At 38.8% G+C, this 22,934-nt stretch carries 24 protein-coding genes; 17 read left to right on the top strand and 7 right to left on the bottom strand.

The window, feature by feature from the left end:
- The first annotated feature begins 67 nt into the window (after positions 1 to 67).
- The 10 genes from K8F54_RS02690 to K8F54_RS02645 all read left to right on the top strand — a co-directional run bounded on the left by K8F54_RS02690 (position 68) and on the right by K8F54_RS02645 (position 9,864).
- Positions 68 to 1,735 (top strand): redoxin domain-containing protein, encoded by a 1,668-nt coding sequence (locus tag K8F54_RS02690; protein WP_290786636.1) that lies wholly within the window; start codon positions 68 to 70, stop codon positions 1,733 to 1,735.
- 378 nt (positions 1,736 to 2,113) lie between these two features.
- Entirely contained in the window at positions 2,114 to 2,647 is a 534-nt protein-coding gene (locus K8F54_RS02685) for a histidine phosphatase family protein (protein ID WP_290786634.1), read from the top strand.
- 110 nt (positions 2,648 to 2,757) lie between these two features.
- Positions 2,758 to 3,723 carry a peptidoglycan DD-metalloendopeptidase family protein gene (locus tag K8F54_RS02680; protein WP_290786633.1) on the top strand — a complete coding sequence of 322 codons (966 nt, stop codon included), beginning with the start codon at positions 2,758 to 2,760 and terminating at the stop codon, positions 3,721 to 3,723.
- A 22-nt stretch (positions 3,724 to 3,745) separates the two neighbouring features.
- A complete protein-coding gene (smpB, locus tag K8F54_RS02675) occupies positions 3,746 to 4,213 on the top strand; it encodes an SsrA-binding protein SmpB (protein WP_290786631.1) in 468 nt (155 codons plus the stop codon).
- Positions 4,214 to 4,308: 95 nt separating this feature from the next.
- Positions 4,309 to 6,786: a DUF5686 and carboxypeptidase regulatory-like domain-containing protein gene (locus tag K8F54_RS02670; protein WP_290786629.1), complete on the top strand. Its 2,478-nt coding sequence runs from the start codon at positions 4,309 to 4,311 to the stop codon at positions 6,784 to 6,786.
- Between the two features lie 72 nt (positions 6,787 to 6,858).
- Entirely contained in the window at positions 6,859 to 7,434 is a 576-nt protein-coding gene (locus tag K8F54_RS02665; RefSeq protein WP_290786626.1) for a sulfotransferase domain-containing protein, read from the top strand.
- A gap of 69 nt (positions 7,435 to 7,503) precedes the next feature.
- On the top strand, positions 7,504 to 8,187 hold the full coding sequence (locus K8F54_RS02660; protein ID WP_290786624.1) for a DUF4919 domain-containing protein: 684 nt from the start codon (positions 7,504 to 7,506) through the stop codon (positions 8,185 to 8,187).
- Positions 8,188 to 8,286: 99 nt separating this feature from the next.
- Positions 8,287 to 8,982 (top strand): hypothetical protein, encoded by a 696-nt coding sequence (locus tag K8F54_RS02655; RefSeq protein ID WP_290786622.1) that lies wholly within the window; start codon positions 8,287 to 8,289, stop codon positions 8,980 to 8,982.
- A complete protein-coding gene (locus tag K8F54_RS02650) occupies positions 8,979 to 9,488 on the top strand; it encodes a DinB family protein (protein ID WP_290786620.1) in 510 nt (169 codons plus the stop codon). Before K8F54_RS02655 ends, K8F54_RS02650 begins: the two co-directional genes overlap by 4 nt.
- Positions 9,489 to 9,600: 112 nt before the next feature.
- Complete coding sequence (locus K8F54_RS02645) at positions 9,601 to 9,864, top strand: zinc ribbon domain-containing protein (RefSeq protein WP_290786618.1); 264 nt, start codon at positions 9,601 to 9,603, stop codon at positions 9,862 to 9,864.
- Here the strand turns inward: K8F54_RS02645 and K8F54_RS02640 are convergent, their stop codons facing one another.
- Positions 9,865 to 10,506 carry a protein-L-isoaspartate(D-aspartate) O-methyltransferase gene (locus K8F54_RS02640; RefSeq protein ID WP_290786616.1) on the bottom strand — a complete coding sequence of 214 codons (642 nt, stop codon included), beginning with the start codon at positions 10,504 to 10,506 and terminating at the stop codon, positions 9,865 to 9,867.
- A gap of 129 nt (positions 10,507 to 10,635) precedes the next feature.
- Here K8F54_RS02640 and K8F54_RS02635 point away from each other — a divergent pair, with 129 nt between their 5' ends.
- From K8F54_RS02635 to miaA, 7 genes are all read left to right on the top strand, one after another.
- Positions 10,636 to 11,604: a Gfo/Idh/MocA family oxidoreductase gene (locus tag K8F54_RS02635; RefSeq protein ID WP_290786613.1), complete on the top strand. Its 969-nt coding sequence runs from the start codon at positions 10,636 to 10,638 to the stop codon at positions 11,602 to 11,604.
- 22 nt (positions 11,605 to 11,626) lie between these two features.
- Positions 11,627 to 12,514 carry a 3-hydroxybutyryl-CoA dehydrogenase gene (locus K8F54_RS02630; protein ID WP_290786611.1) on the top strand — a complete coding sequence of 296 codons (888 nt, stop codon included), beginning with the start codon at positions 11,627 to 11,629 and terminating at the stop codon, positions 12,512 to 12,514.
- Between the two features lie 24 nt (positions 12,515 to 12,538).
- Positions 12,539 to 13,777: a DUF1015 domain-containing protein gene (locus tag K8F54_RS02625; RefSeq protein ID WP_290786609.1), complete on the top strand. Its 1,239-nt coding sequence runs from the start codon at positions 12,539 to 12,541 to the stop codon at positions 13,775 to 13,777.
- A 1-nt stretch (position 13,778) separates the two neighbouring features.
- Positions 13,779 to 14,432 carry a YggS family pyridoxal phosphate-dependent enzyme gene (locus K8F54_RS02620; RefSeq protein ID WP_290786607.1) on the top strand — a complete coding sequence of 218 codons (654 nt, stop codon included), beginning with the start codon at positions 13,779 to 13,781 and terminating at the stop codon, positions 14,430 to 14,432.
- Between the two features lie 76 nt (positions 14,433 to 14,508).
- Positions 14,509 to 15,903, top strand: a complete 1,395-nt coding sequence (locus tag K8F54_RS02615; RefSeq protein ID WP_290786723.1) for an exonuclease domain-containing protein — start codon at positions 14,509 to 14,511, stop codon at positions 15,901 to 15,903.
- A 117-nt stretch (positions 15,904 to 16,020) separates the two neighbouring features.
- The gene (locus K8F54_RS02610) at positions 16,021 to 16,845 is read left to right on the top strand and encodes an ion transporter (RefSeq protein ID WP_290786720.1); all 825 of its coding nucleotides are present in this window, start codon (positions 16,021 to 16,023) and stop codon (positions 16,843 to 16,845) included.
- Positions 16,846 to 16,850: 5 nt separating this feature from the next.
- Positions 16,851 to 17,765 carry a tRNA (adenosine(37)-N6)-dimethylallyltransferase MiaA gene (gene miaA, locus K8F54_RS02605; RefSeq protein WP_290786606.1) on the top strand — a complete coding sequence of 305 codons (915 nt, stop codon included), beginning with the start codon at positions 16,851 to 16,853 and terminating at the stop codon, positions 17,763 to 17,765.
- A 30-nt stretch (positions 17,766 to 17,795) separates the two neighbouring features.
- Here miaA and K8F54_RS02600 read toward each other — a convergent pair whose 3' ends face one another.
- The 6 genes from K8F54_RS02600 to K8F54_RS13925 form a co-directional block, all read right to left on the bottom strand.
- Entirely contained in the window at positions 17,796 to 18,512 is a 717-nt protein-coding gene (locus K8F54_RS02600) for a response regulator transcription factor (protein WP_290786604.1), read from the bottom strand.
- A 3-nt stretch (positions 18,513 to 18,515) separates the two neighbouring features.
- The gene (locus K8F54_RS02595; RefSeq protein WP_290786602.1) at positions 18,516 to 20,081 is read right to left on the bottom strand and encodes a HAMP domain-containing sensor histidine kinase; all 1,566 of its coding nucleotides are present in this window, start codon (positions 20,079 to 20,081) and stop codon (positions 18,516 to 18,518) included.
- Between the two features lie 73 nt (positions 20,082 to 20,154).
- Positions 20,155 to 20,742 (bottom strand): dephospho-CoA kinase, encoded by a 588-nt coding sequence (gene coaE / locus K8F54_RS02590; protein WP_290786600.1) that lies wholly within the window; start codon positions 20,740 to 20,742, stop codon positions 20,155 to 20,157.
- Between the two features lie 26 nt (positions 20,743 to 20,768).
- Complete coding sequence (locus K8F54_RS02585) at positions 20,769 to 21,713, bottom strand: YbbR-like domain-containing protein (RefSeq protein ID WP_290786598.1); 945 nt, start codon at positions 21,711 to 21,713, stop codon at positions 20,769 to 20,771.
- A gap of 21 nt (positions 21,714 to 21,734) precedes the next feature.
- Complete coding sequence (locus tag K8F54_RS02580; RefSeq protein ID WP_290786596.1) at positions 21,735 to 22,736, bottom strand: glycosyltransferase; 1,002 nt, start codon at positions 22,734 to 22,736, stop codon at positions 21,735 to 21,737.
- A gap of 71 nt (positions 22,737 to 22,807) precedes the next feature.
- Positions 22,808 to 22,918: a T9SS type A sorting domain-containing protein gene (locus K8F54_RS13925; protein ID WP_363299139.1), complete on the bottom strand. Its 111-nt coding sequence runs from the start codon at positions 22,916 to 22,918 to the stop codon at positions 22,808 to 22,810.
- Positions 22,919 to 22,934 lie beyond the last annotated feature (16 nt).

Raw genomic sequence — 22,934 nt, 5'->3', positions numbered from 1 at the left:
GTTCAGAGTCGTTTTCTTTGGTGCGGTTTTTTTGACATGGATTGGTTGTACCAACAAACCTAAGCCTATGGCGGATAGCCGAACCAATGATTATGCCTTGTACGATGAAACCGGGGGCTTTCACCGACTCTCTTATTATAATGATAGCAAAGCTATAGTGCTATGGGTCCAAGGGAATGGTTGCCCGATTGTTAGAAGTGCGCTGCCCGATTTTAACAAAATCGTTTCGGAATATACCTCAAAAGGATTCGCTTTCTTTATGCTGAACAGCAATATTCAAGATCATCGGGATAGTATTCAGCAAGAAGCGTTCAACTATAAATTTCAAGTTCCGGTGTTGGACGATTCGGCTCAATTAATGGCAGATGCTTTGAATATAACTATGACGGCTGAAGCGATTGTCCTCCACCCTACCACTCGTGAAATTTTATTTAGGGGTCCAATCGACAATCGAATGGATTATGAGGCCCAAAAAAATGTTGCGACCGCAACCTATTTGAAAGATGCGTTGGAGGCTATTTTAGACAAAAAGCCGCTAAAACACCAGCAACAAATGACTCGAGGCTGTACCGTTACGCGCTTGTCGAAAATCAATTCGGAAGACAGCCTAAGCTATACACAAGACATCGCCCCTATCCTTCATCAAAAATGTGTAAAATGTCATATCGTGGGAGGAATAGCTCCTTGGGCAATGACCGACTACGACAAGATTGTGGGTTGGTCCTCCATGATGAAACAAGTATTGCTCAGCAAACGAATGCCGCCATGGAAAGCCGATCCGTATATAGGAGAATTCGAGCATTCATTGGCTTTGGAAGATTCCAATGCGCGAAAGATTGTAGCATGGATCGATAATGGCTTAAAACGAGGGACTGGGGAAGATATCCTTACCGCCATTACACCTTTGACAAAAGTCTGGCAAAAAGGACCACCGGATGAAATAGTTACCCTAAGCGAAGAAAAACTACCGGCTACGGGCGTGATATCATATCGCTATCAAAAAGCGAGGTTGAACAATACAGAAGATAAATGGTTACGCGGTATAGAAATTCAACCCGGAAATAGCAAAGTGGTGCATCACATTGTAGTTACGAATACGGAAAGGAATCAAATTAGTCCCATTACCGGACGGGAGATTCGGAAATGGACCGATAATTTCATAGCCTTAGGTGGTGGCGGAGTTCAGGCAACCTTTTTTCCGGAAGGCTCCGGGGTTTTTATTCCGAAGAATACAGAGCTCACCTTGCAAATTCACTATACCACGACTGGTAAGGAAGAGAGTGACCAAACAAAAATTGGATTGTATTATCACGAAACACCCCCCGAAAAAGAATTCTATTCATTAGCACCTTCCAATACCGAATTCGCAATTCCCCCTTTCGGAAAAAACATAAGACTTAGCGTGGTAGATTCTATACAGCGCGATATAAAACTTCACTATGTCGTGCCACACATGCACTATCGCGGAAAGAGCATCACATTTTCGGTGCAATATCCCGATGGCACCAAAGAAACTATTGTTTCGGTACCCGATTTCAGTTTCAACTGGCAGCGATTGTATCAATTAAAAGTACCTAAATCCATACCAAAAGGTTCGAAGATTATTGTCGAAGGCATTTATGACAATACCTATCAAAATCCCTTCAACCCCGATCCTGAAAAAGAAGTAAGATTTGGGATTCAGAGTACCGATGAGATGCTTATAGGATTCTTCAACTACACCTTAGACGATTAGTTTTTAAGGCGTTACAAAATTATTTTTTGTTCTAGGTGTAACAAAAAAGTGACTTCACTCGTCTTCTTTATGTACACCAATAAACAAATATCATGAAAACACAAACTCAAAAAAGATACAACCGGGTATTGGGAATTTACATTGCATGTATCACCATAGTCGCTGTATCCTATTCGGTAACGACTATTCTTCAAAACCTATAATCAGAATCCCTCCTGTCCCTATAAAGATTGGTAGAGAGGGATTCTTCCTTTTCACAGCATACTTGCTATAAGCTTCTTAAACCTCACGTTCAAAAAACGTTCATTATACAGATATACGAAAACGAACATGCATTGGTTTTGGATTTTGTATATTTAATTTTCAAAATCAAATACTGTGCGATACCTTTTCATTTTATTGACCATTTCTTTTTTTTCCAGCTCTTGTGATTCAGTGGATAAAAAACAGCGTGCCGAGATGACAGCCGTCGAAACATCCATCACGACCTATTATTTGATTCGTCATGCCGAAAAAGATCGCAGCGATCCTAACAACAGTGATCCTAAACTTACTGAAATAGGCTTAGAAAGAGCTAAAAACTACGCGACTTTTTTTAAAAATGTGGATTTGGATCTGATCTTCTCCACCAACTATAACCGAACTCGACAAACTGTTCAATTCGTAGCGACAGATAAAAATCTTGAAGTTCAAACCTATGATCCAAGTGAAATGTATTCGGAAGAATTTCAACAATTAACCGAAGGAAAAACAGTCTTGGTCGCGGGACATAGCAATACTACTCCACAATTCGTCAATGCCATTATTGGAGAAGAAAAATATACCGATATGGATGATAACGACAACAGCAGTGTCTATGTGGTTACACTCACTGAGGGAATTAAAAAGTCCCAAATCTTAACTCTTGATTAACGAATTTTAGCATCGCTTTCAGGTTCGACTCAATTTAAGTTTCAAGTTTTCGTTAGTAACAAAATGCACAATGCGATAACTAATTTGTTGTATTCAATTTACACACCTATATGAGAACCATTCAAACCATCGCGATCTTTCTTTTTACAATCACGTGTTACTCGCAGTTAGCAACCTATCAACAAGCGCTCGAAGATTTTAAAACCTACTTCAACGCACAAGATGAGCAGGCGGTATTTGAAATGATGGACGACAATATGCAAACCAAATTGGGATTTGAAAATGTGTCGGCAATCGTAAAAACATTTCATTCAAATTTAGGTAGTATTTTATCCTACAAATATCTCAAAACAGAAGGTGCTACTGAAGTCTATGAGGCACAGTTTGAAAATGGAAAACAGAACATATCACTATCCCTTGACGAAAACCTAAGGTTGAATGGCCTGCGATTTTTACCTGCTGAAGAAGAAAATATAGTAGCAAAACTTGATCGAAATAGTACGGCCTTGGGACTTCCATTCAAAGGAGAGTGGTTTACCGTTTGGGGTGGCGACTCCAAAGCACAGAATTATCATGTAATCTCTAAGACACAAAAAAATGCCTTCGACTTCTTAATTATCGGAAAAAATGGTCGCTCCTATGATCGCAGTGGCACTCGAAATGAAGACTACTACGCCTTTGGACAACCTTTATACGCTGTATGTGATGCGGAAGTGGTCCAGGTAATAACGGGGGTAGAAGACAACAAGCCCGGAGAAATGAATCCTGCTCAGGCACTTGGAAACAGTATTACGTTAAAAACCGCTAATGACGAATACATTGTCTACGCCCATTTTGAAAAAGAGACCCTCAAAGTGAAAGAAGGGCAATTGGTAAAAAAGGGACAGTATCTTGGTAATTGTGGCAATTCGGGTAATTCGACCGAACCACACTTGCACATACATATTCAGGATGGCCCCAATCATATGACTTCGGTGGGAGTAAAATGTTATTTTGAAGCGGTTTTGGTAAAGGGAGAACTACAAACCGATTATTCTCCTGTACGTTTAGACAGGATCGCACCGCCCCAAGAATAATTATTACTATTTTTGCGCTCCTATGGCACTTCAAAAAGACGTCAAAATAAAGAATAAAAAAGCCAAATTCGAATACGAGTTGCTCGATACTTATACGGCGGGCATTGTATTGGCTGGAACCGAGATCAAAGCCATTCGAGAAGGTAAAGCCTCTATTGCTGAAAGTTTTTGCGAATTTAATAGCAAAGGTGAGTTGTTTGTCATTAATATGACGGTACAGGAATATTCCCATGCGACGCATTTTAATCACGATCCAAAAAAAGCCCGAAAATTGCTGCTTAACCGAAACGAATTAAAAAAGCTGGAAAAAGAAGTAAAGAACTCGGGTTTAACTATCGTCCCCTTATTATTGTTTACAAATGAAAAGGGCTTAGCCAAACTTCGAATTGCACTGGCCAGAGGTAAAAAACAATACGACAAACGAGAAACCATGAAAGAGCGGGATACCAAAAGAGATCTAAGTAGAATCAAGAAGGCGTTTAATAATTAAGTATCTACTCTATTTTCCCTTTTTTCCTAAATTTATATTAAACAGACAACCTTTTTAAAAATATCTTCGTCTTTTTGAATAGACACAACCGTTGTATGAAGTATTATTTATTTTTTCTTTTACTAATATTCCCCTTTCTTGGTAAATCGCAACTCATTGGTAAGGTAACCAACACCCAAGGAGAACCCCTTCCTTTCGTAAATATCTACCTTGAAAATAGCTACTCCGGAACAACAACCAACGATGATGGAAATTATAAACTCGATGTTACAACAGGTAACTATAAAGTCATCTTTCAGTTTTTAGGTTTTACTACTATTGTTAAAGAAATTAAAATTGCTTCCGGAAAACCCTTACTGCTGAATGTTACTATGCGGGAAGAATCCACCAGTTTATCCGAAGTGGTTATCTCTTCCAAAGAAGATCCCGCCTACCGAATCATTCGCGAAACAATAGACAGACGAAAGATCAACCTCGAAAAGATTTCTGAATTCAAAGCCGACTTCTACTCCCGTGGCATTTGGCGCGTCGATAGCATCCCGGAAAAGTTTATGGGTCAGGAAGTGGGTGATTTTGACGGACAGTTGGATTCTACACGCACGGGTATTATCTATTTAAGCGAAACCATTAGTGAAATTGCCTACCAAAAACCGGACGATTTCAAGGAAAAGATCATCGCCAGCAAAGTAAGCGGCAATGACAATGGCTTCAGTTTTAACAGCGCCCAAGATGCTAATTTTTCATTTTACGAAAACACCATTAGCTTGAATGCATCGCTTGTTTCTCCTATTGCCAACAATGCCTTCAGTTATTATAAATACAAATTGGACGGTGTATTTTATGAGGGCAGTAAGCTCATCAACAAAATCATCGTCACCCCAAAACGCCCAAATGACAGGGTGTGGAAAGGAACCATTTATATAGTGGAAGATGATTGGCAGCTATACGGAGTGGACCTTACTACAACAGGCCAAGCCATTCAAGTACCTTTTATTTCTGAATTGATCTTCAAACAGAATTTTAAATTCGATACCACAAATACCTTTTGGGTCAAGATCTCTCAAACCATTGATTTCGGTTTCGGCTTTTTTGGATTTAATGGCGACGGCCGGTTTATAGCGGTCTATAGCAATTACGATTTCAATCCCGATTTCGATAAAAAATCCTTTACGAACGAGGTGTTAAAATTTGAACCCGAAGCCAATAAAAAAGACAGCCTGTTTTGGAAAGGTACGCGCCCTGTGCCACTCACCGATGAAGAATTGAATGATTACATCAAAAAAGACAGTATTCAAACACTTCGAAAGTCGAAAACCTATTTAGATTCCATAGATCGAAAGAACAACAAATTCAGGATATTAGATCCTATCACCGGTTATTCCTTCGAAAACAGTTATAAAAAATGGGACCTCACGTATGAAGGAATTTTTCCGGGTATTAATTTCAATACGGTACAAGGATGGAATGGCGGCATAGGCCTTAATTTTTCAAAGAGCTACGATGAAAATCGCACTCGATGGCTCAATATCTTTGCGAAGGCCAGATACGGCATTTCGGAAGACCGACTGCGATTTCATGGAGGTATTGTAAAGAATTTCAATAGAACAAGTCGGTTGCGCATAGCCCTCTCAGGAGGAAGCGAAGTGGTTCAATTCAATAGTTCCGAACCTATTCTGCCTCTTATCAATAGTGTGGCATCACTTTTCTTTGAGCGAAATTATATGAAGGTCTATGAACTTAATTACGGTCGCTTCGGCTATGGTCAGGAGCTGTTTAACGGTCTCCGGGTAACGGCTACTGTAGGTTACGAACAGCGTAAACCACTTTTCAATACCACCGATTATGTGACGCTTCCTTCAGAAAAGACAAGGTATACATCCAACAATCCTGTAGATCCAACCAATTTTAACAATGCGGGAATCATAAAACACGAACTCGTAAAATCCCAACTGACGGCGCATATTACCTTCGGACAAAAATACATGACCTACCCCGACGGTAAATTCAATCTGGGAAATAATAAATATCCGGCGCTTTCCATTTCATTTGAAAATGGCATGGGTGCTTCCGAAGCAGGATACGATTACAGTCAGTTAAGCGGTAGTTTGTTCCAAACCGTTAAAGTGGGTAATAAGGGGGATTTAACCTATCGTTTCAATGGGGGTACCTTTCTTAACGGAGATGGTATTTCATTTGTGGATTATAAGCATTTCAATGGAAATCAGACACGAATTGGTACATCGCCCAACTACACCAGCGTCTTTAATCTTTTGCCCTATTATGCCTTAAGTACAAATAAGTCATATTTTGAAGGACATCTAGAACACGATTTTAGAGGTTGGATCTTGGGGAAAATTCCGGGAATCAACCAACTTAATTTTAATTTGGTCGCCGGAGCACATTTGCTAAGTATTGAAAACAATAAACCCTATACCGAGTTTTCTGTGGGTATAGACAATCTTGGTTTTGGAAAATACCGTTTGTTGCGTTTGGATTATGTGCGTTCGTATTATAATGGTGGCAGTGATGGCGCGTTTATCTTCGGACTGAAGTTCTTGGGGTTATTTGATTGATGGTTGGCAGCATAGTGTAACCTGCGTATTGAAAAATCTTATTACATTTAAACTTTTGAATTAAAAGCCTGCATGTTCTATTCGCACCACCAAAAATTTATTTTTATCCATATTCATAGAACCGGTGGTACAACACTTGTTAATTTGTTGCGGCACGAGATTGGCAACAAACTTCACTGTGTATCCCAACATGGCAATGTGCTTTCAGAGGAAGTTGAATTACTGCAAAAATACCCTGACTACCGTGTAATATCTATTGTGCGCAACCCTTGGGACAGATTGCTTTCATGGTATGCACTCTTCCATAAATGGAATCCACAGGATTTGGAAACTGAACGTAAAAAACTAGAGCAGTTTGTAGAAACTGACGAGGCCATTGCCCTTGCGGAAGGTAGCTTTCATTATAATCAGTTAGAGTATCTTACCTCACCCTATCGCTCGCAAGAGGAACTCTTGCTTTATCCTTTCGAGGATTTTGAGGCTTCGGTAAAAACCCTTTTTGATGAATTGCAATTGCCTTTGTTTGAAATTCCGGTGCTTAATAACACCGCCAAAAAAAATTATCAAGACTATTATACCGAAAAGAGCAAGGCGTTAGTTGCTGAGAAATGCGCCAAGGATATTGCGTATTTTAATTATTCCTTCTAAAGAATATTAAAGCACGAATAGCGTTACACTTTATGAAATATCCTTTTTCTAAAGAATAAATTATAGGTTATGAGACTTAGCATTGTTTTCTTTTTGTTGTTTTTTAGTGTCGTTGTATCTGCTCAGTCCTGGGAATTTGAGAAACCGGATTACAAAAAAATTGAAAAGAAAATCAAAGATAAAAAATCAAATCTTTTTTATGAATCACTTATGAATCGATTTAAAAATGCAGATTCTACTTTGACTTTAGAAGAAAAAAGAAGTTTATACTACGGCTATTCCTTCCAATCCGAGTATTCTCCGTACAGTCACTCCAGCTATTCAGATAGTATACGGGATGTACTTCAGCTTAAAGCGCACAGCAAAGCCGAACTCGATAAAATCATCGCCTTTGGCGATGCCGTTTTAGCCGAAAATCCGTTTGACATTCGAACTTTGAATTATCAGCTATATGCCCTTGAAAAAAATGGAGAACAGGCCTTGTTCGAAGCGAAGGTCATCCAGATGACCTCGGTGATTGATGCCTTAATGAGTTCGGGTGATGGAATGACCAAGGAGACTTCCTTTTATGTGATCTTTACAGCTCACGAATATGATCTGCTCAATATTTTGGGCTTCGAATTTGGTGGTTCACAAAGTTTGATAGAGCACTATGATTATTTGACCTTAGGAGAAAATGAATACGGGATTGAAGGCTTCTACTTCGATGTGAGTCCATGTCTCGATTCAATGTCGAAAATGCTCAAAGAATAACCCGTTTATTTTAAAATTTCACTTTTTAAAAATTCAACAAATATTTTCAACTAATTCATTATCTTTAAGTTAGTATTTACTAACTATTACTTTTGAATTATGGAAAGCGTATATCCGTCTCGCAAGGGGACTATTCGAATGAGTGGTTTCGCTGCAATTTTTGCAGGACTTTGCATTCTTACTTTTGCTATTACCTCTGAACTTAAAGGAATTCTTTTTATTCACGATGCACTCAATGGGGGCTCCATTCTATCCTGGATGGAAAATGTTCGGGCGAGTCCAGAATTGTCGCGTTGTATTGCCATATTGCCTATTTTAGGATTCTCCTCTATGTTGCTTGTGGGTATTTCGCTGAATCGCCTTAGCACACCATCTTGTTGGCAAAAGAATATATCCTTGGCTGGATATTTAATAGGCGTTCCTGTTGTGGTGGCAGCAATAGTACACCACCTAAGTCTTATGAATCACATTATCCTGACGTCTAATTCGGCTGCAGAAAATACCTTGGAACTCTATAGTGCCTTAAGTGTTTATCAGTGGGAAGTGATTAATAATTTTATAGGTCCCTTTTTCGTAATTATAGTGGGACATTCCTTTATGGCCTTTGTGTTGAAGCACGAAAATCTAATTCCAAAATGGCTGTATTATTGGGCAATTTTAAATGGTTGTTTGTTGTTCTTGTGTTTCTTTGGTGTTTTTCTGCCTTTCCTAAAAATACTATCGCTTGCTGCTCCTTCCAGTATGATCTGGTTGGTTGTATTGGGTTTCGTTTTGTTAAAATTAAAATCTGAATGAAGATATCACCACATATACAAGAATTGAAAAGAAACAAAACGGTTTTCGAATCACTGTTACAGGGCATTCCTGAAAAAGAGTACTTGTGGAAACCTACCCATGAAAAATGGTGCTTACTTGAAGTTGTTTGTCATTTATACGACGAAGAGCGTGAAGATTTTCGAGCGAGAATCCAAAGTACCCTTGAAGACGCCTCTAAAGAGTGGCCTAAGATCGACCCACCTGCATGGGTAGCGGAACGTGCATATATAAAGCAAGATTATAATTCTATGCTTATAAAGTTTTTAGCAGAGCGAGAAGCTTCTATTAGGTGGTTGGATAAGTTAAAGAAATCAAATTGGGACACTCCCTATTTACATCCTAAAGTTGGCGCTGTCCCGGCGATCCGCTTGCTAGCTAATTGGGTAGCGCATGATTATTTGCATCTGCGACAAATTATCCGACTCAAATACGAATACCTTGATGCGCAGACCGAGGAAGCCTTAGACTATGCCGGGATTTGGTAATCTTTTATAAATTCGCTCTAAAACGGACCTATTTGAAAAGTGCTGACATTGATCATATCTTTTTCAGACAGAAAACTGTAATTTTATTTAGTGTACTAAAATTGAAATGTATATGAAGACCTACAAAAATTGTCAAAGTTGTGGGATGCCATTTAGCAAGGATCCTGAAAAGGGAGGTACAAATAAAGATGGTACAAAAAGTTCGTTGTACTGTAGTTATTGCTATGTGAATGGAGCATTTACACAACCTGATTTTTCGGCTACCGAGATGAAAGCTTTCTGTATTGAAAAAATGAAAGAACAAGGATTCCCCGGATTCTTGGCCAGGATTTTTGCTACAGGTATTCCAAGATTAGAACGCTGGAAAAATAAATAGTTATTCCTTATCACCTAAAAGTGGTACAAATCGGTATTCTCCATACTCCTCCTTTTCAAATTCTGTTTCGGAGGTTCTAGTAAACACTGTCATAATCTGAACATCATCTCCAACAGGAATAACCAATCGCCCACCTATTTTTAATTGCGACAACAAGGGTTTCGGAACAAAGGGAGCCCCTGCTGTAACGAGAATACCATCATAGGGTGCGGCAGCTTCAAAACCAATATAACCATCACCAAAAATGAGCTTTTTAGCTCTGTAACCTAATTTTGGGAGAAACAACTTCGTTTTTTTAAACAATTCATTTTGACGTTCAATTGAATACACAATCGCGCCCAGCTCCAGTAAAACAGCAGTTTGATACCCACTACCTGTTCCTATTTCCAAAATTTTATCGCCCTTTTCCACTTCTAGTAGCTCGGTTTGGCGCGCGACGGTATAGGGTTGTGAAATGGTCTGATCGGCAGCGATGGGAAATGCCTTATCTACATAGGCGTGATCCACAAAGCCTGAGTCCATAAACAGGTGTCTTGGAATTGTATTTATGGCCTGTAACACTGCTTTATCGGCAATACCCTTCTTCTTAAGAGTGTCCACCAATCGCTTCCGCATGCCCTTATGGGTAAAGGTATCATTCATAGTCACAAAGATGGAAAGAATGTAGCAATAATCAAACGCCAAAATTTTAAAAATTCCGAAAAATGTAAATCGGTTCCTAAGCTTCCTAATTTCTGCGGAATCCCTTACATTTGTGGAAAACTAACGCCCATGCTAAAAGCAGGAGTTCTGGGGGCCGGTCACCTCGGAAAAATACATCTCAAGTTACTACATCAATCCTCAAAATACGAATTGGTCGGTTTTTTCGACGCTGATGCGGAAGCTGCTGCAAAAATTGAAGCCGAACTCGGTTATAAAAGCTTTCCGTCTATGGATGCGCTTATCGCTGCCTGTGATATGGTCGATGTGGTCACTCCTACCATCCATCATTTCGAATGTGCGGAAAAAGTGATTAAAGCCGGTAAGCATTTATTTATCGAAAAACCCATTACCCATACGGTAGCAGAAGCCAATATTATTCGCGATCTGGCCAAAACCAAAGGGGTACGGGGGCAAGTAGGCCATGTAGAGCGCTTTAATCCGGCCTTTATGGCCGTAAACCACATGATCGATAACCCAATGTTTATCGAGGCTCATCGCCTAGCCGAATTCAATCCCCGTGGAACCGATGTTTCGGTGGTTCTAGATTTGATGATACATGACATCGACGCTATTTTGAGTGTCGTGAATAGCAAAGTGAAGCATATTAATGCAAGTGGTGTTTCAGTCATTAGTGAAACGCCGGATATCGCCAACGCCCGTATCGAATTTGAAAACGGCTGTGTGGCCAATCTAACCGCAAGTCGTATTTCGCTGAAAAAGATGCGAAAAGCACGTTTCTTTCAACGAGACGCATACATTTCAGTTGACTTTTTAGAGAAAAAATGTGAAGTGGTGAAAATGAAGGACGCTCCCGAACAACCGGACGATTTTGCCATGATACTCACCAATGCCGAGGGCGTGAAAAAACAGATTTATTTCGACAATCCTGAGGTTGAATCGAACAATGCAATTTTAGACGAGTTGGAAGCATTCGCCGATGCCATAAATAATAATACTACCCCCATTGTATCGTTAACACAAGGAACGGAAGCCTTGCGCGTAGCCATGCAGATTATCGAAAATTTTAAAAAGATATAATTTTATAAATCAGAACTAAAACATGAAGAATGTAGCTGTTATTGGAGCAGGGACCATGGGAAACGGAATTGCCCACACGTTTGCTCAGTTTGACTATAAAGTACAATTGATTGACGTCTCCCAAGCCTCATTAGACAAAGGGTTGGCCACCATTACCAAAAACCTAGACCGTATGGTCGCCAAGGAATCCATCACGGAGGCCGATAAACAACGTACGCTAAAAAATATCTCTACCTATACCAATCTTGAGGAAGGTGTGGAATATGCCAGTTTGGTTGTTGAAGCGGCTACAGAAAACCTAGATCTAAAACTGAAAATATTCAAGGATCTTGATAAATTCTGTCCGGATGATACGATTTTGGCGAGTAATACCTCGTCTATTTCCATTACACAAATTGGAGCGGCTACTTCAAGACCACAAATGGTGATTGGGATGCATTTTATGAATCCGGTGCCGATCATGAAACTGGTAGAAATCATCAAGGGGTACAGTACGAGTGCCGAAACCTATAATACGGTAAAAAGCCTTTCGGAAAAACTTAACAAAGTGCCTGTAGAAGTAAACGATTATCCCGGCTTTGTGGCCAACCGTATCTTAATGCCCATGATCAACGAGGCGATTGAAACCTTATATAATGGGGTCGCCGGCGTACAGGAAATCGATACCGTGATGAAATTAGGAATGGCACATCCCATGGGGCCTTTGCAACTGGCCGATTTTATTGGTTTGGATGTATGCCTTTCTATTTTAAAAGTGATGTACGACGGTTTTAAAAACCCAAAATATGCTCCTTGTCCGTTGTTGGTAAACATGGTAATGGCCGGAAAATTTGGAATTAAGAGCGGTGAAGGCTTTTATGATTATTCTGAGAGTAGACGTGCCGAAAAAGTTGCAGATATGTTTAAATAAGTAATCTGTGAACACGAAATCCCCATGGCAAAAATAATTCCGTTTAGAGCTGTTCGTCCAACAAGAGATAAAGTTAGTTTACTAGCCGCACGCTCCTATGACAGCTATTCGCCAGCGCAGGTGGAATCACGTCTTAGGGATAATCCGTTTTCGTTTTTACACATTATCAATCCGGGATATAAATACCAAAAAGAGATCGCTGGAGAAGAACGTTATAACCTAGTTAAAAACCGTTATCAGGAATTTAAAGAAGAAGGCATTTTTATACAAGACGAAAAGCCTTCCTTTTACATTTACAAGATCGTAAATCGTGAAGGGCTCGTGTTCAACGGAATTGTTGCCGCTGCCAGTACTGAAGATTATAAGACCGATGTCATTAAAAAACACGAAAACACTTTAGAATTCAAAGAAACCATTTTTGTAAATTATTTAAAAACAGTTGGGTTTAATGCCGAACCGGTACTTATTACCTATCCCGATCATGATGCGCTCGCCACCATTATTGAAACAGTCATGAAGGATAGAGCCGAATATGAATTCACTACTACATATCGCGATACCCACTATTTGTGGAATATAGACGATCCTACTATGGTCCGGCAAGTCGCTGATATTTTTGCTGAAATGGATACCCTCTACATTGCAGATGGTCATCATAGGTCCTCCTCTTCTTATCTGCTATCGGAAGTGCTTACATCTGAAAACAAAAACCATACAGGAAAAGAGGCCTATAACTATTTTATGAGTTTTCTCATACCGGAAAGTGATCTAAAGATCTATGAATTCAACCGAATTATAAAAGATCTCAATGGCCTTTCGAAGGAAGAGTTTTTGATTGCCCTCGATGCCATCTTTCGTATTGAGAACCGTGGGGAAGAATATTACAAACCCTCCAAAAAGCATCATTTTAGCATGTATCTGGATGGACAGTTCTACTCCTTATACCTTCGGAAAAACAATTATCAAATTAACAATGCCCTGGATGCTTTAGACACGCAAATTTTATTTGAAACGGTTCTGAAACCCATTCTGGGTATTGAAGACCTTCGAAATGACTACCGTATTGAATATTCACATGGGAAAAACGACCTAGTACACGTGAAGACCCTTGTGGATAAAGGCGAATTTAAGGTGGGATTCGGATTGGTTCCAACGCATATTGACGAGTTGAAGCAAATTGCCAATGAGGGCTTAAAAATGCCTCCCAAAAGTACGTATATTGAACCCAAACTCCGAAGCGGAGTCACAATCTACGAATTCTAGTATGAGCATTTCAGAAAATTTAAAAAGCTTACTAAACACGATACCGAAGGATGTTACCTTGGTAGCCGTTTCTAAAACAAAACCCATACCTGCTTTGATGGAGGCGTATCACGCGGGACAGCGTATATTTGGCGAGAATAAAATTCAGGAAATGGAATCCAAGTGGCAGGAAATGCCCGAAGATGTTGAATGGCATATGATTGGTCATGTCCAACGAAACAAAGTGAAATACATGGCACCATTTGTCTCTTTAATTCACGCAGTGGATTCCTTAAAGCTGCTGAAAGAGATAAACAAGGAAGCTGAAAAAAACACTCGAGTGATAAATTGTTTGCTTCAGGTTAAAATTGCCGAAGAGGACAGCAAGTTTGGAATGTCCGAAGCTGAAGCCTTGACATTATTGAATGCTTCAGAAGTGGAAGAACTTCATCATGTCAAAATTACCGGGCTTATGGGAATGGCGACCTTTACCGAAGACACCAAACAACTTACCCATGAATTTCAGAAACTAAAAAAGTTTTTTGACGCTCATAAAAATACCTATCAATTTACTACCTTGTCCATGGGAATGAGTGGTGATTATATGTTGGCCATTGCAAATGGCAGTACCATGATCCGAGTGGGAAGTGCTATTTTTGGGGAGCGAAATTATTAGGTTAGACCAACTGCTTTTGCATAGTTCGAATTGAAATCGAGCGTTGACACCCATATCTTACAAAAATCGATTAAGAATACTAAAAAAATTAATGTACGCAATCTTAGACATAGAAACTACCGGAGGGAAATATAATGAAGAAGGAATTACAGAGATTGCCATTTACCGATTTGACGGACATAAAATTGTAGATCAGTTTTGCAGTTTAGTCAATCCCGAAAGAAAGATCCAACCGTTTGTCGTTAACCTAACAGGTATTTCCACCGAAATGCTTCGGAACGCTCCTAAATTCTACGAAGTGGCCAAGCGAATTATAGAAATAACGCAAGACTGTATCCTAGTAGCACACAATGCACAATTTGACAATCGAATTCTCACTACCGAATTTGATCGCTTAGGCTATCCCTTCGAATTGGATACCCTTTGTACGGTCGAGCTATCTAAGAAATTATTGCCCGATTTACCCTCCTATAGTTTAGGGAAATTGGTGCGCTCACTTGGAATTCCCATAAGCGACCGCCACCGAGCACAGGGAGATGCTAAGGCCACCGTTTCGTTGTTTAAAATGCTATTGGCGAAAGACACTTCAAAAGAAATTATTCAAACTTCGGTTCGGAAAGATCCAAAACGTCAATTGGAACCCAAGTTATTGGATATTATTGAAACTGCGCCACCCACTACCGGAGTCTATTATATGCATAAAAAGGATGGTACGGTGATTTATATTGGGAAGAGTAAAAATATAAAAAAGCGACTGGTACAGCATTTTACAAATGATAATCGAAAATCGAAAAAAATTCAGTTAGAGGTAGCGGCGGTCACCTACGAAGAAACCGGTAATGATCTAATTGCTCAGCTGAAGGAAAGTGAAGAAATAAAGCAGAATAAACCAGTATTCAACCGAGCGTTGCGCAAAACTTTGTTTAGCTATCAACTTTCTTCCTTTACCGATGAGATAGGGTATCTGAATCTTCGTATTGAAAAGGCAGATGGCCGAAAAAATGCAATTACCACCTTTACCAACTATCAGCAAGCTAAATCTGCCGTGTACAAGATCACTGAAGAATTTCAGCTATGCCAGAAACTTACGGGTCTACATCAAACACAGCAAAGTTGTTTTGCCTTTGGAGTTAAAGAATGCTATGGAGCATGTATTGGCAAGGAAGCGATTGAAGAATACAATGGAAGGGTATTGCGGTTCTTAGAAAAGAACAGCTACGAAAACAATCATATGCTCATTATAGACAAAGGACGAGAAGTGGATGAACGTTCGGTTATATTAATTGAAAATGGGATTTATAGAGGGTTTGGTTTTTTTAACTTGAACTATCAAATCAATAATCCCGATATACTAAGATCGATTATAAGTCCGATGGCAAATAACCGAGATGCGCAACACATTATTCAGAGTTACTTGAGAAAGAATAAGGTGTTGAAGATTGTAAACTTGCCCCAAGAGGCAACTATGTAAGGAAAGTTCCTTATTTTTAAAAGATTGAAAAAACACAACTTGGAAACCAACGACCAGCAACAAGAATCTTTTAAGGAAAAAGTCAAGCATTTTTTTCAAGGAGACTGGAAAAGAAAGTTGCATCGAATAATCTATGAGGCAGATACGCCTTTGGGAAAATTATTCGATGTGATACTTCTCATTCTAATTCTATTGAGTGTATTGTTTGTCATGTTGGAAAGCGTTAGGACCATAGACGAACGTTTTCATCAGGTGTTATATATTGGTGAATGGGTAATTACTATATTTTTTACTTTCGAGTATATTGCCCGGATTATTACGATAAAGAAGCCTTCTAAATATATTTTTAGTTTTTACGGCATTATCGATTTTTTATCAACCATTCCGCTGTATTTGTCCTTTATTCTTGTAGGAAGTAATTATTTATTAACGGTTAGGGCGTTACGATTACTCAGGGTATTTCGTATTTTAAAGGTAACACGTTATGTGGGAGAGTCTAATAAGCTAGTAAAAGCACTACGCGATAGTCGACCAAAGATTTTTATTTTCCTTTTTGCAGTGCTCATTATCTCGATCATAGCTGGGACTTTAATGTATCTCATTGAAGGAGAAGCCAGCGGTTTTAAGAGTATTCCGGCAAGTGTTTATTGGTGTATCGTCACACTTACCACCGTTGGATTTGGTGATATTGCCCCTGTGACACCAATGGGCCAGTTTATAGCTGCTATCATTATGATTATGGGATACGGCATTATTGCCGTGCCAACAGGAATTGTGAGTGCCGAATACGCGAAGTCCATGGAAAAGAAGAATCAGGACGACCCCAGCTACGTTCATGTAAATACGCATGCGTGTTGGAGTTGTGGTGCGCTTAAGCATCGTGACGATGCAGATTACTGTCACCGTTGCGGCGAAATGTTGGATCCAGAAGATGAATTTTAACCGATTTGAAAAAACCCTTACTTATTTGTGTGGTAGGCCCTACTGCCATTGGAAAGACATCGCTAGCAATAGCAATTGCCAAAGCCTTTACAACCGAGATTATTTCGGCCGATTCACGGCAGTTCTTTGCGGAGATGACTATAGGCACTGCGGTGCCTACTGCTGAAGAGCTCGCTGCGGTTCCCCACCATTTTATTCAGAATAAAAGCATATTCGAACCCTATAGTGTTGGTGAGTTCGAACGGGAGGCTATACAAAAACTTGAAGAATTGTTCCAACAGCATGAAGTGGTGGTAATAGCAGGAGGTTCCGGATTGTATGTCGACGCTGTTGTGAACGGTCTGGACAGCTTTCCTGATATTGCTTCAGAAATACGGACACAATTAAATGCTGAATACGAAATTCACGGCATCGAACCATTACAAAAGGAATTGGAACAAGTGGATCCCTCCTATTTTGACAAGGTGGATATTCACAATGCCCACAGATTAATTAGGGCTTTAGAAGTATATCGAAGTTCGGGAAAACCGTATTCTTCCTTTCTGAAAAAAAACAACACCCAACGCAATTTCGAAGTACTGTATATTGGTTTAACTGCGGAAAGAGCTACCATCTATAAACGCATCAACAAGCGCGTTGATGAAATGATAGCGAACGGCCTTGTTCAAGAGGCTGAGGATTTATACCCCAACAAGGCATTAAACGCTCTGCAAACTGTGGGTTATCAGGAATTGTTTCAGTTTTTTGAAGGGAGGCTAAAACTGGAGCAGGCTATAGAAGAAATTAAGAAAAACACCCGCCGATTTGCAAAACGACAACTTACCTGGCTTCGTAAAAATGAAATGATTCACTGGTTTGATTATCAAGAAACCGAAAACGAAATTATTTCCTTCATAAAAGAAAAAAAGTCCTATAAATAGGACTTTTTTTACACTTATACAACACTTAAATTATTGGTCAACCTCATCCTTAACAACCAAACGGAAACCTTCTCCATGGATATTAACAATCTCTACTCCGTCATCTTTACCTAAATACTTACGCAATTTTGCGATGTACACATCCATACTTCGAGAAGTAAAATAATTATCATCTCTCCATATTTTGGTAAGTGCCAACTCTCGAGGCATCAAATCGTTCTTATGCAATGCCAATAGGCGCAGTAACTCATTTTCTTTAGGTGACAGCTTAATAGGGGTCTCCTTTTTAAAAGTTAGGAAACGCAGTTTCGAATTCAGGTGAAAATTTCCAACGTTAAACTCAAATTGTTTACTGTCGGCAATCGAATCGGTCGCCTTACGTTGAATAATAGCCTTAATCTTCATAAGCAGCACCTCACTGTCGAACGGCTTGTTCAGGTAATCATCTGCTCCCACTTTATAACCTTTTAATACATCTTCCTTCATGGCTTTCGCCGTCAAAAAAATGATTGGGACGTCTTCATTCTTCTCTCTAATTTCCTTAGCAAGAGTAAAGCCATCCTTATACGGCATCATAACATCAAGAATACAAAGGTCGTAATCATCTTTCTTAAATTTTTCAAAGCCCTCCATTCCATTTTTCGCATGGGTAACCTGGTAATCATTCATAGCAAGGTAATCTTTAAGTACCGTGCCAAAATTTGGATCGTCTTCTACGAGAAGAATTTTTTTGTTTTCTGTTTCCATAATTTAAGATATTAAGTGTAGTTTTATTATAAATGTACTTCCCTTTTCTTTCTCACTCTCTACAAATATTTCTGCATCGTGATCGTCAAGGATTCGTTTTACATACGCTAAACCAAGACCATGTCCCTTAACGTTATGTATATCTCCGGTAGCTTCCCGGTAAAATTTTTCAAATATTCTTTTTTGCACCGCCTTGCTCATACCCATCCCTTGGTCCCGTATTTTGAGGATGACACTGTTCTTTACATTTTCAGTATACACGTCAATCTTCGGGCTATCTTCTGAGTACTTGATTGCATTGTCAAAAATATTTACCAATACATTAGTAAGGTGCGATTCATTTCCTAAAACCGATGTTTTCAGAGCGCCAAAATGGGTGGCGATATACCCTCCTCTATCTTCCACCATAAGGCTAACATGTGAAATGGATTTTTCGAGAATATCATGCAGTTTAAGTCGTTCCTTAGGCAGATCCAATTCGTTCTTCTCTAATTTTGAAATTCGCAACACATTCTCTACCTGTGCATGCATTCTTCTATTTTCATCGCGTATCATTCCTAAGTATCTTGTCAAAAACTCTTGGTTGTCTTTAACCTTTGGGTTCTTCAGGGCATCCAACGCTAGGTTTATAGTGGCAATTGGGGTTTTGAACTCGTGAGTCATATTATTAATGAAATCGGATTTTATCTGTGAAATTTGACGTTGTTTAAATAATTGCGACAATGCACTTGAATAGGCCAAAATAATTACCCCGGTAAATACTAATGACAAGACTGCCATTCCTAGAATAGAACTGAGTACTTCCTTCTTCTTTCCCGAAAAGTTTACATGCAACATATAGTTCGTTTGCATTTCTTCATTTTCGAACAAAGGGGTTTCATAGGTATTATCGGGATTTAATTCAAAATTTCTCGATTTGATCTTCGTCGAGAGATTGTTACTATACACTGCATATTCAAATTTTGAAGTTACCCCGCGCTCTGCAAGATCCTTTTTTAGTTCATCTTCGAGTTCTTTACCGGTAACACGTTTATGTATAGGCGTTTTAGCTGAAATATTCTTAAACATTTCATCGAATTGATTCCGCTCATAATCTTTTAGCCTGCTAAACGATTCGACCGTATTCTTAGCGGGTGCTCCGCTACCGTCGATACCTAGCACCAATCTAGTCTTACTCTTTTTATTAGTGATTTTTTTAAATTGTATACTATCCACTTCAGTATCTAAAAAATTTGAAGAGAGTTTATAATCCTCTTCCAAGATTCCATCAGAGAAAATATAGGTTTCGTTATTTATATTGTCACTGGTTGTATAGATAAGTTCACTAAAATTTACATTATCCGGCGCGTTGATACTGTCAACATAGCCACTATATACCGTATAATAGTCTTCCAATTCTCGCATCTGAATCTTGCTTGAAACAGAAATAAGTGATTGTCGTACGTTAAAAGTGAATTGATCTTCCTTAGTTTGATACGCATTGGTAATCCAATATCCTTGAACAAAGATGATACCCAATAATGATAGCGTCATTAAGGCTATTAGAATTGCAAATAGCTTTTTGTTCATACCTCAAAAATAAGATTTTAACATTTAGGCGGCTTTCCATTTAACCAAATGTTAACAAAATGAAGCAAGCAGTTCAAATTCCTTTTCTTATCAAGGTATTGTGGATTTTTTGAACTTGTTTTTGTGTAGATTCCAAGTTTTGATTTTTAATAACAAAATCTGCCAGTTTTTGTTTTTTTGCATCAGACCATTGATGCGACATTCTTTCGAGAACAGCCTCTTTCGTAGTCGCATCCCGCTGTATTACTCTTCTAATGCGTTCTGCCTTTGGAGCAACCACTAATATGTTGAGATCACAATTAATATACTCGCCATTTTCAAAAAGGATCGCTGCCTCTTTAATACAATACGAAGCATTTTGTCTTTTAACCCATCTTTTAAAGTGCTGGGCCACCTTCGGATGAATAATCTCGTTTACACTTTTGAGTAAAATTGGATCCTTGAATATTTTATCTGCCACAAATTTCCTATTAAGGCCCCCGTGCGTATAGGCCTTTTCTCCCAGGAGTTGAATGAGCTTCCGACGTATGATTTTAGATGAATTTGACAGCTTTTTTGCTTCTACATCGGCGATATAGACCGGGGCTCCCAATTCTTTAAAAAGGCCGGCCACTGTGGTTTTTCCACTTCCAATACCACCGGTAAGACCTACAATTTTCAAAAAATCACGATTTTATCTGTTCAGAATTACTTAAAGATAAGAAAATCAATACTTCTATCAAGGAATTCAACCTTACTTATGTATTTTGGTTGTCTTATTAGTTTGGGGCGCATCGAATTGTTCGAAGTATCTCTTTCGCTATAGTCGCAGATAAGCTTAAAATCGGTTGCAGAAATTGTATTGAAGTCATCGACTGAAATTATAAACGAAATCTGGGTAACTTCAGGAATAATCTTAACAGTAAGATCGCTTGGCACATTCACGACCTCTATAGGAACTGCCAACTGCATTTGTGTAAATTCAGTTACCTTCAGTTCTAGCAACACCTCATTCGCTTCAAGGGAAATTTTTTTGTTATCGGGAAGTACCAATGGAACTGTTATAGATATATCATCTTCGATATCTGCCTTCGAGATTAGCTTGGTATTGATGGCATTAATTTTATTCACTATTGACGAGGGGCCGAAAACTCGAATCGAATCGGGTTGAAGTTTCAAACTATCTCGAGTTCCGTATCCTTCTTTAAAGGTAAAATTTGTATTTCCGATTATAGGAACCGTTCTCGAAACAATTTTACTAAGTGTTATGGATAGTTCATTTTTCGAAAGTGCAGATATTGAAAGATTCTTCTTCATTCCAGCAGTAAGTAGTAATATGAGTTGTTCCTCTCTAATAGTTATTTTTTCATCTCCTTCAGTATAAAAAGAACCAATATCTATTTTCAAGCTAGGTTCTGTAAGTTTATACATCAAAAACGCAAAACCATTGGCCGTCATTTCAAAAGAAATTACCTTAGGATTATTATCATCTACCTCGATTCCATCAGGAATGTGAACGTATTCAATTTTGGCCATTGCTGCTGAAGTGTATTGTCTGGACAACTTTGTAAGTCCCCAAAAAACGATAGCCAACAACAAAAAGAAAAGAAACGATTTAATCTTGGAGTTTTTATTGCTTCTTTTATTTTTCATGTAGAGAGTATATCGTTAAAATTACTTAAAAAACAATTTAGGAAATTGCTTTTTGGGGTCTCTTTTTAAGAAATTAATGTAAAAATTTGATTGAAGAAAAGCCAAGCCATAGCCGAAGAATTGAACGAATACTGCAAATACTGAAAGTCCTCCAATTATCAAACTTTTATTTTTTACACTCGCATCACAAAATATGAGAAGCAGATATATTGATAAAGGAAGTAAGGCCAAAGGATGCCATAAAGAGCTAGCAATGATCGTGAAACCAATAAAACATACAAAAATCGAGGGCAGCCAAAAAGTAATTTTTGAAGCTTCCGGGTGCCAAGAATTTAAAATGGGTCGCACAAGACCAAATTTTCTCACCTGAGTATAGAACTTCTTCCAAGAAATTCGGCGTTTGTGATATACAAATGCATTTGGCAAAAACGTTGTTTTAAACCCTGCCTTTAACATTCTCTGCGAGAGATCGGGGTCTTCTCCAGGATGTATTTTAGCAAAACCACCAGTCTTTAAAAAAGCTTCCTTTGAAATCCCCATATTAAAACTTCTGGGCTCAAAACGACTGATGCTTTTTTCGCTGCCACGTATACCTCCTGTGGTCAAAAAAGAAGTCATTACATAGTTAATCGCCTTTTGAAGGTTTGTAAAACTTTCGTGAGCCGCATCTGCCCCACCAAAGCAATGGTAGTACTGCTGCTCTAAAAAATCGTGAACCGTTGTAAGATAATGCGATGGCAGTATACAGTCCGAATCCAGAATAATAAAATAGTTTCCCTTCGCCTTGGACATTCCATAGTTTCTGGAATCACCGGGCCCCGTATTCTCTTTCACATAGTATGAAATTTCGAGCTCATTGGCAAAAGTTTGAACAACATCGGCGGAGGATATGTTAGAGCCGTCTTCAACAATAACGATTTCAAATTGCTGTTTAAAATTTAAGGCACTGAAACTATCAAGTAGTTCCTTTACTTCTTCGGGACGGTCATAGACCGGTATAATAAAAGAAAAGTATAGCTTCATAAAGGGCAAAGTTAATCAAAAAAAAAGCCACCCGTCAACGACGGATGGCTTTAAAATTAGATTGAAAAAAATTACTCTTTCACAAGTTTATACGTTCCAACTTGACCGTTAACAGCAACTTTCATTACGTAAGTTCCTGTAGCAAGATGAGAAATATTTACTTGAGAATTTGTAGCTTCAATAGTTTGGTCTGCTACT

This window comes from Altibacter sp. (assembly GCF_019913785.1).
Classification (GTDB): Bacteria; Bacteroidota; Bacteroidia; order Flavobacteriales; family Flavobacteriaceae; genus Altibacter.
Note: the sequence above shows the minus strand (reverse complement) of the source record. Positions and strands in the feature narration are given on the sequence as shown.

Bases quoted from the DNA above. Each gene is read 5' to 3' on its own strand.
- smpB (WP_290786631.1), top strand. From the start codon at position 3,746: ATGGCACTTCAAAAAGACGTCAAAATAAAGAATAAAAAAGCCAAATTC.
- K8F54_RS02680 (WP_290786633.1), top strand. From the start codon at position 2,758: ATGAGAACCATTCAAACCATCGCGATCTTTCTTTTTACAATCACGTGT.
- K8F54_RS02640 (WP_290786616.1), bottom strand. From the start codon at position 10,506: ATGAATGATACCTTTACCCATAAGGGCATGCGGAAGCGATTGGTGGAC.
- K8F54_RS02655 (WP_290786622.1), top strand. From the start codon at position 8,287: ATGGAAAGCGTATATCCGTCTCGCAAGGGGACTATTCGAATGAGTGGT.
- K8F54_RS02650 (WP_290786620.1), top strand. From the start codon at position 8,979: ATGAAGATATCACCACATATACAAGAATTGAAAAGAAACAAAACGGTT.
- K8F54_RS02625 (WP_290786609.1), top strand. From the start codon at position 12,539: ATGGCAAAAATAATTCCGTTTAGAGCTGTTCGTCCAACAAGAGATAAA.
- K8F54_RS02645 (WP_290786618.1), top strand. From the start codon at position 9,601: ATGAAGACCTACAAAAATTGTCAAAGTTGTGGGATGCCATTTAGCAAG.
- K8F54_RS02690 (WP_290786636.1), top strand. From the start codon at position 68: ATGGCGGATAGCCGAACCAATGATTATGCCTTGTACGATGAAACCGGG.
- K8F54_RS02670 (WP_290786629.1), top strand. From the start codon at position 4,309: ATGAAGTATTATTTATTTTTTCTTTTACTAATATTCCCCTTTCTTGGT.
- K8F54_RS02665 (WP_290786626.1), top strand. From the start codon at position 6,859: ATGTTCTATTCGCACCACCAAAAATTTATTTTTATCCATATTCATAGA.
- K8F54_RS02595 (WP_290786602.1), bottom strand. From the start codon at position 20,081: ATGAACAAAAAGCTATTTGCAATTCTAATAGCCTTAATGACGCTATCA.
- K8F54_RS02585 (WP_290786598.1), bottom strand. From the start codon at position 21,713: ATGAAAAATAAAAGAAGCAATAAAAACTCCAAGATTAAATCGTTTCTT.
- K8F54_RS02630 (WP_290786611.1), top strand. From the start codon at position 11,627: ATGAAGAATGTAGCTGTTATTGGAGCAGGGACCATGGGAAACGGAATT.
- K8F54_RS02580 (WP_290786596.1), bottom strand. From the start codon at position 22,736: ATGAAGCTATACTTTTCTTTTATTATACCGGTCTATGACCGTCCCGAA.
- K8F54_RS02600 (WP_290786604.1), bottom strand. From the start codon at position 18,512: ATGGAAACAGAAAACAAAAAAATTCTTCTCGTAGAAGACGATCCAAAT.
- K8F54_RS02635 (WP_290786613.1), top strand. From the start codon at position 10,636: ATGCTAAAAGCAGGAGTTCTGGGGGCCGGTCACCTCGGAAAAATACAT.
- K8F54_RS02620 (WP_290786607.1), top strand. From the start codon at position 13,779: ATGAGCATTTCAGAAAATTTAAAAAGCTTACTAAACACGATACCGAAG.
- K8F54_RS02660 (WP_290786624.1), top strand. From the start codon at position 7,504: ATGAGACTTAGCATTGTTTTCTTTTTGTTGTTTTTTAGTGTCGTTGTA.